The following is a 14,346-nucleotide window of genomic DNA, read 5'->3' as shown; positions in this document are numbered from 1 at the left end:
GTCCCCCTATTCTTTCATTCCGGAGGTCGCCATCGTCTGAAGGACGTTGCTCTGCGAAATGATAAAGAGTGTAATCGGCACGATCATCAGGATCAGCGCGACGGCGGCCCCCACGCCGGCACGGGCGATCCCCCCCGCGGTAATTTGGCCCAAAGCGTAGTGAAGCGTTTTGAGGTTCTCGCTGTAAATGAAATTGCCACCGTCCGAGCCCCACAGCATCGGAAACTGCAAAATCATCAGCGTCAACCAAGCAGGTTTCACGTTGGGCATGACGATCGTCCAATAAATCCGGTATTCGTTCGCCCCGTCGATTTTGGCTGCCTCCAGCAGGGCGTCCGGAATTTGTTCCATGAATTGCTTCATCAGGAACAACCCCAACGAGAATGCGAGCGACGGGACGATAATCGATGCGTGCGTATTGATCCAGCCCAGCCACGACATCACCATATAGTTGGGAATCGCCGTAACGTGCCCGGAAAACATCAAGGACATGACGACGATCGAGAACAGAATCCTGGACCCGGGAAAACGGTATTTCGCCAGCGGATAAGCCGCCGCGGACGACAGCAGGATATGCCCGACGGTCCCGATAATCGTAATGAAGAGCGTATTCACGATGTACCGGGACAGCGGCACCCAGGAATTTCCCATTAACGCCACCAGATCGTAAAAGTTGTCCATCGTGGGATTATTCACGAAAAAACGCGGTGGAAACAGGAAAAGTTCGTTCAGCGGTTTAAAGGCATTATTTACGGCATAAACCAACGGCAGCGCCATGAATGCGCCGAATACGGCCAGGAACGCGAACAGCATAAAGCTGACGGTAAAAGAGCGGTTCAGCCTTCGCGGCATGCGAATGGCGCCCATCATTCTCGTAACCAAGTCACTCCCCTACCTTTCTTAGCAGTCGCTGCGTCAATTTGTTGGCACCCAGCATCATGGCGAACAGCACCGTCGCAATCGCGGACGCATAACCCATTTCAAAACGGATCGTTCCGTAATCCATCAAGTGGGTGACGATCGTATGCCCCGCGTAGTTGACGCTCGGAAATCCGGCAAGCGCCACCGAGATATCGGCCACCGCAAACGAGCTCGTAATCTGCATGACCGCGCCGAACATCAGCTGCGGTCTCATGGACGGCAGCGTAATGAACCACAGCTCCTGCCAGCGGTTGCGGATGCCGTCGATCGCCCCGGCTTCAATCAGGGACTTGTCGATCGTCTGCAATCCCGCGATAAAAGCCAGGAAGCTCGTGCCCAAACTGAGCCACAGCTGGACGATCATGATGATCGGCAAAATATACTTCTCGTTCGTCAGCCATTGAACCGGTTCCAGCATAAAGCCGAATTTAATTAAAAAGCCGTTCAAATAGCCGTACCTGTCGCCTGAAAAAATAATGAGCCAAATAAAGAAAACGTTGCCGGAAATCGACGGCGCGTAGAACACAAGCGTCATCAATGCGCGGACCTTCGGGGACAGCTCATTGATAATCCATGCAAACAGAAAGCAGGCCACATAGCTGATCGGTCCGCAAATGACCGCAAACAGCAGCGTATTTTTCAAAGCGATCATAAAAACATCGTCATTCAAAAACAATCTGGAGTAGTTTTGCCACCCGACAAACCGGGGGAATTCCAGCATATTGAAATAAAAGAAGCTGAGAACGATCGAAAAAACGACCGGAACCACCGTAAAGGCAAAAAAGATCAGCATGTACGGACTCATCAAGATGTAATAATGCTTGTTCTTCTTCAGTTCTCTCCATAAGCTAGCCAGCCGCGATTGCTTTTTCGGCTGCACGAGGTTTGAAACGGCGGCCTTGCTGGTTGTTTCGGCTTGCATCCGATTCCCCCCTTACTGTTCAGGTAAATTGAATTCCTTCCGCTTGACCGCGATTTCGTCATTGATGTACAAGAGGTAATCCGACAAAGCCTCGCGGGGATTCTCGCTGGCGTTGACGACCTTGCGGAATGCGTTGTCCAGATGTCGGCCGGTAAAATAACCGCCCGGAACCTGCGGGATTCCCCGGACCCATTTCCACTGATTCTCCAAATTACGATAGTCTTTGACCGGCCAAGGCAGCTCCTCGAGCGCCTCGACGTTGGCTGTCGGATAACGGGCCGCCTCGCCCATCAGCCCTTCCATCTCGCGGCCGTAAGCGATTTGGGTATCCTTATCCGTCCACCATTTCATAAATTCCCAGGCCGCCTCTTGATCCCGCGCGCCCGCAAGCATCATGACGCCGGTCGTGTGGCTGGCCACCTCGTGATGGATCGTGCCGTTTTTCTCCGTGCCGGGAACCATCGTGAATTCCCACAGCCCCTTGATTTCCGGCGCCAAGACGGTCAGCATGTTGTACGTCGTATAGTCTGCGATGCCGATGGGCATTTCGCCGGTCCGGAACCGGTTCGGGAAATCGGCCAGCAGCGGGAACTTGTAGCTCGTATAGAACTGCGTCCATTTTTTGAAGGCATCCATGGCGATCTCGGAGTCCAGCGCGCTTTTCCTGCCGCCGTCCCGATAGAATTCGCCGCCGCCTTGATACAGCAGCATGGAGAACGTCGGGTTAGGCACCAGGCTCGCGTTGGCAGCCTCGATCGGCAGATAAAATTCCATATTATGCTTCTGCAGAACCGAAATCATGTTGTAAATATCCTGCCAGGTTTGGGGCGGCTCAAGGCCGAGCTCCTTCAAAATGTCCTTGCGGTAAAAGAGCATAGGGAACGACTGCTGCTCCGGCAGTGCGTAGACCCCCCCGTCATATTCGTAAGGCACCAATCCGCTCTCGCGAAAGCGGGCTGCCACAGTGTCATAATCGGCAAACTTCGATAAATCGGCGGCGGCCCCCCTCATGGCATAGTTCACGGGCACGTCTTCGCCAATTTGCATGGCCACGTCCGGCCCTTCCCCGGCGAGCGTCGCGGGAAGAAGAATGTTGGCGGGAACGAGCTTCAGATTGACCGAAATGTTCGATTTCGGAGTAAAGGAATCATCGATCAGGTTTTTCAACACCTGCGCCTGATCCCGCCCCGTCGTAATCCAAACCGTCGTCGATCGCTTCTGCTTGCCGGTATTGCCGATGCTGTCGTAATCCTCGGTATAAGAAGCGGTGAGCGCCCCGGCTTCATGCTTCACCACTTGCAGAAACGTCGCATCCGCTTTCGGCAGCTTATGATCCGGCGAGGAAACGACTAAATAATCCAGCGTAAGCGGCTGTTCCCGGACGGTCAGAATCCAGGTACCCAGGCCGCCAACATTGATTTTGAAGGCCTCCAAACGGTTCGCAACCGTATCCGGCCGTTTGGCCATCTCTTGGAGCTGCTTGACCATCGTGTGCAAAATGGCAACTTTGTCGCTCTGTTCACCTGTCGTTTGTTCCAGGTAATCGGCCACGCTTTGGATCGTTTCGGCTTGTTTGCTGAATACCTCCACCATTTCCGGGATCCGCTTCTCCAATTGATAGTCGCGGTACGGATCGGGCGAATTGGACGTGATCATCAAAATTTTGCGGTACATTTCGTTCAGCTGCAGCACGCTGGACTCGATTGTCTGAATCAAAGGAGCCAGCTCGCCAAGGGAAACCGTCATGCGAATGCGGTGCTTCCCTTCGGTCAAGTGGAACAGATACGGCTCATCCCCTCCCAGCACGTACATGTTCCAGTCCCTGCCGAATTCGAATGGAATCCGCTTCATCTCCTTGAACGGAACCTTTCCGTCAATCGTCAGGCTTCGCGTGGCGAAGACGCCGCGCAGCTGATCCTGCTTCTCTTTTAAGGCGATTTGATACAAGCCGTCCTCCGGCGCTTCGAATTCCCACTCGATCCACTGTCCCGGCAGCTTCCAGTTCAGCCCTCCGATCGTGTTGATCCGGATTTTGGACACATCGTACGGAATCACCGTCGGGCTTGATCTGTCAGAAACCGGATACAAGGTCGGAGAGGATTTATACACCGCATCCTCCGCCTGAATCAGGGTGTATTGGTCTTTGACCGGCTGCAGCCCAGCGGCTGAATAATCGCTTTTGATTTCTTCATACGTCTTTAATGCTTCTTCCTGGTACAGCTCGATATAATCGATGGCCATAGGCTCGCGCAATGCCGTCAAGGTTATGCTTTGAACGCCTTTGTCAAAATAGAACAAATAGGGTTCGTCATAATAACCGTTTCGGTCAGTGATGGATTCAATCTGCCATATCGGCTTCTCCACCTGACTCGGACGCAGATCGTTGCCTCTGTCGTCGCGTTTGATCTTGTCATCCCGGTTGCCCCAGACCCGGTCAAACGTAACAAGGTCGGCTCCCTTAAAGGGAATCTGTTGATTGATCGTAAGCTCGCGCTCAATCGCAGAACTTTTTCCTTCGACGGGCAAATATCGGATTCGAATGTTATAGAAACCCGGTTGTTCGATGGGTACGTTCCAGCTGATGGAACCCGATTCCGGCGTAAGGACTGCGTCTTCCCCTGACGGGTGGACAACCTCGAATCCCGGTCCGTCGGTTTTGGAAAAGCTCTCGCCCTCAATCCGAATGACCTGATCCGGACGTTTCCCAGCTGAATGGGCTTTTAAATACGCATCGTAGCCGCCGTCATCATCGCCCGATCCCGTAACAGCCTTAAAATCAGCCATGGCATGAACTCTTCGGACTTCGGATGAGCCGGAAGGGTAGAAGGCCCAAATGGACACTAATATGGCAAGGACGAGCAGGACAGCGACGTAGCTCTTCTTTCGGTTGTTCACTCTTCTCCCTCCTGAAGCAAAGAGACTTATCAATTCAACAACAGTCCCCATTAGAACATTTCTAATCGGGACTGTTGTTTCAACGCGTGGATTTCAGGATTTTGCAAAATTCGATTCCTGCCGCTCCCGGGTACAATATATAGACGAACTAGATCGTTTCGCATTATATATTGCTGATTGAAAGTCGCTTTTTGGATTTTTGCAAAATCCTCATTTATTTCGATCCGTATACTTCGTCAATGGCTGCTTGGAACGGCGCCTTGTACTTCTCCACGACGGTAGACACCGAAGTTCCGCCGATAATTTCACCGAGGAAATCGTAGAACTTCAGATTCGGGAACGTGCCGTGGTCGAGGACAACCAAATTAGCGGCGACTTCCTTCGCATTTTTAATGTCGTTTTCGTCCGTGAACAGGGTTTCATAGGTGGCCTGATCCGGATAGTCGTACATCGAATCGATGTCGTTGATTTTCTCCCAAATGTAGAGCAGCTTATCCGGGTCCTTGGCCGCCTTAGGGATGAACAAAGATTGATAAAGGCCTTCGAATGAATGGTACGTGCTTGCACTCGGGCCTTTAGGGAACGGAACGAATCCGATATCCACATCAGGCATATCCTTCTTGATGCCGCTAAGCTCATGAAGAGCTCCCGTATACATCAGCGTGTTGCCTTGGCGGAAAAATTGGCCCGGCTCTTTCCAGTCCCCGCCTTCCGTCGGTCTGGCCACTTTTTCGGTCACAATCCGGGAAATGAAATTAAGCGCTTCGATCGTTTTGGGATCTTCCAGGTTCTGCTTGTTGTCCTTCGTTAAACTTGTTTCGTTGGAAGCGAGCGCAAATTCAAGCGGCGACGGGTTAGCGAGTCCCCAGGAATCCAGCTTTCCGTCGTTATTCGTATCCTTGTTGGCTTCTTTGGCCACTTGCAGGAACGTATCCCAATTCCAGCCGTCTTCATTGACATAGTCTTGAAGCGGCTTCAAGCCAAGCTTGTTCATGAGCGTCCGGTTGTAAAAAACACCTTGAACCAGGTTGGCTTGGTTTTCTGTGAATCCGTATCCCCTTCCGTTATATTGCATAAATTGATTGGTCACGTTCTGGTTAAAAGCTACCGGATTCTTCGTATACTCATCGACGGGTGTCAGCAGATCCTGTTTCACAAGCGTTGGAATCGTGTAGTTTTTGCCCAGTCTGACGATGTCGCCGAGCGGCTCGCCGGCCAGCAGGGATGCCGTCACTTTTTGCTGGTATTCGCCGTAGTCGATCGCGACGTATTCCATTTTGAAATTATGCTTCTTCTGCAGCTCCTCCAGGTTTTTTTTGCGCTGGATGTTATCCGGGTTATCCTCCGGAATCGTCATATCCCACCACGATACGACCTTGATCGTTCGGCCGCCCATGTCGAAATCCATGTCCGGCGTTTTGTACGTTTGCTCCGATTCTTTCTCCGCGCCCTTATTTTCCGTGTCGGTTGCCGCAGTCTCGGTTTTCGTCTCCGTCGCGCCGGTTGTGCTTGGCCCACCCTTGGAACCGCCGCTGCTGCAAGCTGAAAGCACGAGTGTCAGCGCGCAAAGCAGTGTCATCGTTTTACCAATACGCATTCCTGTAATCCCCCCGTAAAATGATTTGCATCCCAATTACATTCAAAGTGTAGCGCTTACATCGAAAAACCAACAACCCGTGGTATGTTAGTTGTTCTACCCGTCAAAATATAGATTTCTTGCAACCCCTTACATCATAAATGGCTAATAAGTAAACAACGGTTAGCAATATAAAGAAAAGCACATTGTTTACGAGACGTTTTTTTTTTCATAATGAGAAATAAGCAGCTTCACCCGAGTCAATGGTTGAATGAGAAAGAAGTAGGGGGGAATATCGTGTATAAAATGCTGCTTGTTGATTCCGATCATCATGCGAAGGAATGGATGAAGCGTATGTTGGACAGACACCAAGCGGAGTTTGAACTGGAATCCCATGCCGCTGCAGCTGTCGAGGCGATGTCGATGCTCTCCGCCCAGGATCATCAGCTGGTGCTGATTAACATGAGAGCCTCGGAGGAAGAGGGACTACGGCTTTGCGGTTGCATCCGGGAGAAAAGCCGCGTCCCGATCGTTCTGATCGGCGGGCGCAATGAGTTTCAGTTTGCCCGGAAGGCCTTGTTTTATCAGGTGAACGACTATCTGCCCGACCCTGTATCGCCGGAGGAATTCGTGGCGAGCCTCGAGAACGTAAAGCGGGAGCTGGACGCAGCGCTGTTTTCCAGAAATCAACCGGTCCCATGGGCAAAAAACGTTCAACAAGCTGCTGCCGTCTCTTCGGCCGACATTATCGACAAGGTAAAGGCATATGTGGAGGAGGCCCTGCATGAAAACATCACGCTGAAGGAAATCTCCCATATTTTTCACTTCAATTATTCTTACCTCGGCCAGAAATTCAAGGTTCAAGAAAAGATGACGTTCAAGGAATATCTGCTTCAACAGCGCATGGAAAAGGCCAAATTCCTGCTCGAGAATACCGACATGAAGGTGTATGAAATCGCTAATGAGGTCGGATATACCGAGATGGACTGGTTCTACAAGAAGTTCAAAACGTACACCGGTGTAAGCGCTAACAAATATAGGAAGACCCTTATCATAACGGCATAAAAATAATCTATATCGAAGTAAGTCCATGAAGCCAGACCGCGCTTAGCGGAAGTTATTCTTGCGAGATCAGGATGCTTAACCTCGGAAGGTTATACGTTCTTTTCTCTAAAAATGCCTATGGTCTTTGAAGCCAGACCGCCTGATCTCTAAAATCAAAGGCCGCTTCCCGGTTGTTCATCCAGGAAAGCGGCCTTTATTCGTTCCCCCACTCTCTGGGGTTATTCCAATGTTAACAGTCCAATGTTGGAGAGGTTTTGCCAAGTTCTGTCCGACGTATCGTTCCAGATCGCCACGCTGTCGCGTACCCCGTCGTCATTCTCGTCATTATTGACCTGTACGTCAAACCCGATGGTATTGCCCGCCTTGGGCGGTGTTCCGACCCAATCGATAGCGGCCTCAATGATGTAGCCGGTCGGCGTCCGCTTCGCGGCGGACGTCAAATTGGCGCCAAGCGATCCGGGATTGACCGAAGTTTCGTTATCGAAGTTCACGCGATATTGCCCGTCGTCGCCGTCATAAGAATCGGTTCGTGCATTGTTCTGATCGATGAAGATTTCGACCGAATCCTGCTCCCACGCATTGGCGCTCCGCTTGGTCACCAAAGAGTCGGTCACCTCGGCCAACACGTACAGACGGTGATCATCCCAGAGCGTCCGGACCTTGGCCGTTGAGCCGGAAGATCCGCTGACCCAGCGGTCGGTTACGATCTGCTCCGCCTTGTTCCATATTTCATCGATGTTGCCGTCGATGACGACCGATCCCCTCGCCGCTTTGGCCGTACGGGGCCCTTCCACCAGCGTCAACACGCCATAACCGGACGTATCGGTGTCCTGCCTATGATGAATATCGTTCCAAGATGCCAGCTCTTCCGCCGAACCGGATCGGTCGCGAATGCGAACGTCAAAGCCGATTTCCTTTCCGGTTTGCGCACCGTCGATCGGGATCGAAGCTTCGATCCGGTATCCCCTCTCCGTCTTCACCGCCTTATAATCGGCCGGTTTATGCGGGTTCGCGCCGCTGCGCCGAAACGTATACTTTTTGTCGTCCGCTTCATAAGCATTCGTTTTGCCGTTGTTGCCGTCAATGTACACCTCGACGGAGTCATTGCCGTTCACCGTGGCATCATCGACATCGACCCATACGTACAGATGTCCCGCATCCCATAACGTTTTAAAAGTTGCTGCCGTTTTGCCGCCTTTCTGGATCGGTACCGCCTGCGCCACATTCCACGCCGCTTCCGCCTGACCGTCAATCTTCACACTGGCTTCCGGGGCTTTCGTGCGCTTCGTTTCGACCGGAACCTTTGACGGATCGACGAGCGCCCAGTAAGCGTATTTGGCTTGCAGCCGTTCATCGAACAGCAGCGGCCAATTGTTGCGAACGACCGGGAACGTCCGCAGCCAGGTGTTCAGGTCGTCTTTGCCCCAGAATATGACGGCGCTGATCTGATCCGCATGCTTCCTGAATACGTCGAAGATCTCCCTGTAGCGGTTGGCCTGCTTGATTTGCAGCTCCGTCGGGAACGTCTCATAAGCGTCCGTGTCATTCGTATAGACACTCATGTCCAGCTCGGTGATTTGCTGATCGATGCCTAAGTCCCGGAATGCCTCAATCATATCATCTAACTCCTGCACCCGGGGATACTCGATCCCGATATGCGTCTGGTGGCCGACTCCGTCAACCGGAATCCCTTTGGCCTTCAAACGTTTAATCAGATCATGCAGAAACTGCCGTTTTACGGGATCATTCGTGTTGTAATCGTTGATGAACAGCTTCGCGTCCGGATCGGCCTCATGTGCATAAATGAACGCTTTTTCAATGAATTCCTCGCCCGCAATTTGATACCATAAGCTGTTGCGCAGGCCCCCCGGCTTCTTGTCCCCGGGCTCAATGACCTCGTTCACGACGTCCCAGGCGTAGATTTTTCCCTTGTACCGGCCGACGACGGCATCAATATGCTTTTTCATCCGCGCATATAGAAGCTCCTTGCTGGCGAGGTTGCCGTTGCTGTCGTAAAACACCCATTTCGGCGTCTGGGAATGCCAGACTAGCGTATGACCCCGCATGGCGATCCCGTTATCCATAGCAAAGTTTACAATGTTATCGGCTGCCGTAAAATTGAATTGGCCCTCCGCAGGCTCCGTGGCGTCCCATTTCAGCTCGTTGCCGGCCGTCAGACTGTTGAAATGCTTCCGGACCAGCTCTGCATCAGGGCCGTTCGGATTCTTGATTTCATTGACCAGCAGGGCCGTCCCCAGCTTGAATTGGCCGGCGAACACGTCCTTCAGGCTCGGAATGTCCTTCTGAATCTCGATCGGAACCGGATCCGGAGCGCGCTCGATCACGACATCGTCCACGTAAAAGTCCAGCGTCGGATGATCGAAGGATTCGAAATAAACGGCCAAGCTTTCAATCGGCTGCTGCAACATATATTCGCCGCTGAGCTTGACCCATCCGCTGTCGCCGGCCTGAACCGATTTGACGGCTTCATATGTATTGGAGCCGCCCGTCGTGCGTTGGACCATCATCGATACCGGCGAGCTTGGCGTTCCGGCAGGCAGCTTGACCCAAGCCGACAAATGGTACGTTTTTCCCGTTTCCATGATTGGCGTCACGTCGAGCTGCGGACCGTTCCAGCCCTGGGTTCTACCGGTGACCTGCATGCCGTAAGATCCCGTATGGGCTGCTAACGGGGAAACCGTCAGGATTTCGTTGCCTCCCCGCCCGAACCAGCCTTGGAGCGTCCCATCCTCGAAATCCTTGGAGATCCGTCCCGGGCCGCTTGTTGCCCCATTGCTCGTCTCAGATGTTCCCGCGCGGGCTTCAGAAAGCGGTCCTTGCGATTCCTGCTGTGCACTGGCCGAGTTCAGGCGTGTACCGAGCGATAATGGGGCCAGTACGAGAACAAGCGCAATCATCAGCAGGATGGAACGTTTTATTCGATGCTTCTTCATGAATCCACCTCTCCTTATGTCATCTATTCCATGAAAACGCCTCTTAACGGCGTTCTATGGCCATGTAACGGATCGCAATCTATATAGGATGAACTAAGAAAATTGCATTTCTGACTCGGAAGTTACCCGTGGATCAAGAGATGACAAGAAAAAGACTCCGTTCATTCTATTTTGTTAAATGCTCTGCCGTAGGGTAAAAGGACTAGACCCCAAGCACGCTCACGGATTCAGACCGTCTGTCTTTCGTTCGCCGGGTACAGGACGATACGCCCGTCTTCCAGTTCGACGCGCACTTTGTTGCTTTCCTTGAAGCTCCCCGTGTCGAGATAACCGGCAGGAATCTGTAACCGGCCGGCCTTATCGAGGACCGCATACTCTATATGGCTTTCAGCTTCGCGCCGGGCGCTGTCGGCGTCCATCTGCGTCAATACGTCGGAATAAGACCTGCGGATCATCTCGGCGGACGTCTTGCCGTCGCGGATCTGAACAACCCGGTCCACCTTGCGGGCCAGCTCCGGATCATGGGTCACGATCACAATCGTGATGCCGATCGCCCGATTCAACGTCCGGAACAAATCGAGAACCTGATTGGACGTAGCCGTATCGAGCGATCCCGTCGGCTCATCGGCCAGCAGCAGCCGCGGCTCGTTCGCCAGTGCGATGGCGATAGCCACCCGCTGCTGCTCACCGCCGGACAATTCGCTGAGCTTGTTCTTCACCCTGTGGCTCAGGCCGACCGATTCCAGGAGCTCAAGCGCGCGGGCCCGGCGTCTTCGGCCCCGCAGGAGAATCGGGAGCTCAACATTTTCGATCGCGGTCAAATAGGGAATCAGGTTGCGCGCGTTATTTTGCCAGACGAACCCGACCGACTCCCGCTTATATTTCACGAGGTCGCGCTCGCTGAACGCGAGCAGGTCCTTGCCGTCTACGAACAGCTTGCCGGCCGATGGTTTGTCGAGGCCTCCCAGCATGTTGAGCAGCGTCGATTTGCCGCTGCCGGAATTGCCGATGATCGCCATGAACTCACCGTTCTCCACCTGAAGGTCCAGGCCTTGAAGGGCGACGACTTCCAAATCCGCCGATTTATAGATTTTGACGAGCCCTTCGCATTGAATCATGAACTATTCCTCCCCGAGCTTCAGCGCCTGCGCGATGCGGATTCGTGTCAGCCGGTATCCCAAAATGAGCAGCCCGGTCGCCAGCGTGAACCCGATAATGCCGTACAGCTGCAAATAATCGCTGAGCTGATATGTAATCGTGAATGGAGGGACTTGTTCTTTGGACGCAAACGACATTTCGAACAGCGGCACGAATTTCATGCTCGTGACGTTGCCGATGAACACGCCGATGAGGACCGCGGCCCCCGACGTGAGCAGCTGTTCGCTGACGAGCATGCCGATCATTTGCGGGAAAGAGATGCCCATCGCCCGCAAAACCCCGTATTGAAGCGTTCTGCCGGATAGGGTCAGGACCCAGAACAGCAGGAAACCGATGAAGCTGACCAGCATCGAAATGGCAAAACCGAGCGTCATTACGCCGTTCATCGCCAAACGGAACGGATCGTTCCTGGATTGGACCAGCTCCTGGGTCGCGTCCCGGAGGCCCGTCACCTGCAGCTTCTTCTCCTGCAGCTGCACGTAGATTTGTTCGCTGCTTGTGCCGTCCGCCAGCTTCAGCCATACTTCGTACGGCTCGACAGCCAGCCTGTTCTGAATCGTGCCCAGATGTCCGACAACGAGATGCGGCTGCTCCGGTTTTCCGCTTCCTTGACTGGACGGCAGCGGACTCCAGCTCGGCCAATAATCGATGATGCCGTACACGGTGAACGTCGCCCCATCCAGACCGTCCCAGTATACCCGGATCGGATCGCCGGGCTTCAGCTTGGCATCCTCCGCAAGCGAGCGCGAAATGAGCACGGCCTCCGGATTCGGGGCGATCAGATTCAAGTAGCTGTTGATCGGATGCTGCAGCAGTCCCTCCTTCATCCAAGCCGTATTGCCGAAATCCTTCGTGTCGATGCCAAAAAGAGCCGTTTTGCCCGTTTTTTCATTGCCGCCGGCACTGAACCTGGCCTCCTGCTTCTTGAACACCCGTGCTGTCGCCTGCACGCCGTCCAGCTCCTCAAAGGGCTCGAAGGGCGGCTCCGTATACTGAACCCGTTTCTGCACTGTTGTCGTTGCCGGCTCGGACTGAGGCTGCCCTCCCGCCCCCGGGGATACGGGTGGAGGCGCATCGCTTTCCCATTTCGTCGTCAGCGCAATGTCCGTGCCGACGGCATACCGAACCTTGCTGTCCATGTTGTCGTTGATGGTCCTGGCAGCGTTCGCGCTGAACAGGCCCGTCGCCACCGTCATGATCAAAAACACCTGGATGGTCAAATACTGCCCGGACGAGCGGCTGATCTGAACGAGCGTATGATACAGCGCCGGCGGCCACCCGTTTCGGCCCAGCCAATAAACGAGCCGGACGAACCAAGGGTATACCCGCAGAACAAGCAGGCCGCCTCCAAGCGCAAAGAGAGCCGGCGTCAGGAACAGCAGGGGATCGACCTGCAGGTCGGCAGATCCCAGCGCAAGCCTCCGCAAATCCGCCTGGCGCTGGTTGAAATTGTGCAGCAGATAAACTGCCAGGCTGACAAGCACTAGATCGAGACCGGTCCTATGCCAGATCGACAACCGGGTCAAGCGCGCCGACCGCTGCTTATGGCTGACGATGCTGACCCGCGTTGCGAGGAAGGCCGGGATCAGGATCAAAATGATCGCCCCCGCCACGGCGGCCGCAGCCACCTGGTAGGCGCTGCTCGTCATGCTGACCTTCAGCGCGGAGCGCTGCACGAACTCCAGAAAACCATTGGAAGCGCCGAGCAGTTTCGTAAACCATACGCCGAGAAACGGCCCGGCGGCCAGCGCGCTCAAGCCGAGCAGCAGGCTCTCCAGCAGATAGGCCGCCATGATCTGCAGACGGCTTGCTCCCCGGCTGCGGAGCACGGAGATCTCCGTTTTTTGCCGGTCGATGATCAGATTGGCGGTCATATATAAATAGAACGCCAGCATCAGCATAACGGGGGAATACAACGAAAGCGTCACGGTATCGAGCTTCCCCTGTTTGCCCTGGTACGACGCGATGGTCTGGCTCGCCGGGATTTTGATATCCGCAACCCCAAGCTTTCCTTTGAAATAACGCCGGACCTCCCGGTCCGCCTGGGTGAATGCATCAACCTTATCGAGCGACAGCTGTTCGTAATTGAGTGCGAGCCGCCACTCCATGCCGGAAACCCTGGCTTTGCCGCCCTTCGTAAACTCGCGCTCGAACTGCTCGAAAGGGATCAGGAACCCATCCTCGTTCTCCGTGGTCAGAAAGGGCAAATACCGGTCAGCGTCCGGGTTCGTCTCTACGATGCCGACCGGGATGACCCGAAAGCGGGTACCTCCTTCATCCTGCGATTCTACCGTCAACTCCTCGCCAAGCTTCCGCTTGGCCGCCAGCTGAAATTTTTGCGTGACCAGCGCCTCGACGATCCCGTCCGAACGATCCGCCGGCATCCGACCCTCGATCAGCCGGACCCGTTTCTCCAGATCCGACAGCGACATAAAGCCGCCTAACGTCCTCTGCGATTGCTTCTCTTGAGCCGAAGCATCCGCGCCGTATACCTTCATCTTCTCCGTGAACCGCTGCTGATAGAACGACAGCGCCTCCAACCCCGTACGCTCCGGAATCGTCTTTACGAACCGGTCGGCGCTTTCGACGGCTTCCGTCGTCTTTGCGTCCATGGATGATGCCGAGACCGTGGTGCTTATTCGGAGATAGCCCGGATACACCCCGTTTGCGGTCTGCACGGATTGCAGCTCCTTCAGTAACGTCCGCTGCAGGATGGCCTTCGAGTAGAGCGGCATGGAGCTGAACAGGGCCACGCATACGGTAAGGCCGATCCACAAATTCAGCTGCAGCCACTTGTTGTTGGCCATCTTGCGCAGGATCATCGTCCACAAAGCCAATACATACACCCCATCCCT

At 54.1% G+C, this 14,346-nt stretch carries 8 protein-coding genes; 1 reads left to right on the top strand and 7 read right to left on the bottom strand.

What is annotated here, in order from left to right; translation table 11 throughout:
• Nucleotides 1–6 precede the first annotated feature (6 nt).
• From GQY55_RS02785 to GQY55_RS02770, 4 genes are all read right to left on the bottom strand, one after another.
• On the bottom strand, nt 7–870 hold the full coding sequence (locus GQY55_RS02785; RefSeq protein WP_373309162.1) for a carbohydrate ABC transporter permease: 864 nt from the start codon (nt 868–870) through the stop codon (nt 7–9).
• Nucleotides 871–883: 13 nt separating this feature from the next.
• Nucleotides 884–1,843: a carbohydrate ABC transporter permease gene (locus GQY55_RS02780; protein ID WP_160037889.1), complete on the bottom strand. Its 960-nt coding sequence runs from the start codon at nt 1,841–1,843 to the stop codon at nt 884–886.
• Nucleotides 1,844–1,855: 12 nt separating this feature from the next.
• Entirely contained in the window at nt 1,856–4,738 is a 2,883-nt protein-coding gene (locus GQY55_RS02775) for an extracellular solute-binding protein (protein ID WP_160037887.1), read from the bottom strand.
• 214 nt (nt 4,739–4,952) lie between these two features.
• The gene (locus GQY55_RS02770) at nt 4,953–6,335 is read right to left on the bottom strand and encodes an ABC transporter substrate-binding protein (protein ID WP_160037885.1); all 1,383 of its coding nucleotides are present in this window, start codon (nt 6,333–6,335) and stop codon (nt 4,953–4,955) included.
• Between the two features lie 285 nt (nt 6,336–6,620).
• On the opposite strand from GQY55_RS02770, the gene GQY55_RS02765 reads away from it, so the two are divergent.
• Entirely contained in the window at nt 6,621–7,379 is a 759-nt protein-coding gene (locus tag GQY55_RS02765) for a helix-turn-helix transcriptional regulator (protein WP_160038509.1), read from the top strand.
• Nucleotides 7,380–7,597: 218 nt separating this feature from the next.
• Here GQY55_RS02765 and GQY55_RS02760 read toward each other — a convergent pair whose 3' ends face one another.
• The 3 genes from GQY55_RS02760 to GQY55_RS02750 all read right to left on the bottom strand — a co-directional run bounded on the left by GQY55_RS02760 (nt 7,598) and on the right by GQY55_RS02750 (nt 14,337).
• Nucleotides 7,598–10,333 (bottom strand): endo-1,4-beta-xylanase, encoded by a 2,736-nt coding sequence (locus tag GQY55_RS02760; protein WP_160037883.1) that lies wholly within the window; start codon nt 10,331–10,333, stop codon nt 7,598–7,600.
• A gap of 227 nt (nt 10,334–10,560) precedes the next feature.
• Nucleotides 10,561–11,451, bottom strand: a complete 891-nt coding sequence (locus GQY55_RS02755) for an ABC transporter ATP-binding protein (protein WP_160037881.1) — start codon at nt 11,449–11,451, stop codon at nt 10,561–10,563.
• 3 nt (nt 11,452–11,454) lie between these two features.
• On the bottom strand, nt 11,455–14,337 hold the full coding sequence (locus GQY55_RS02750) for an ABC transporter permease (RefSeq protein WP_236575367.1): 2,883 nt from the start codon (nt 14,335–14,337) through the stop codon (nt 11,455–11,457).
• Between the last annotated feature and the right edge of the window lie 9 nt (nt 14,338–14,346).

It is taken from the genome of Paenibacillus sp. USDA918EY, assembly GCF_009870825.1.
Lineage (GTDB): Bacteria > Bacillota > Bacilli > Paenibacillales > Paenibacillaceae > Paenibacillus_AQ > Paenibacillus_AQ albilobatus.
Note: the sequence above shows the minus strand (reverse complement) of the source record. Positions and strands in the feature narration are given on the sequence as shown.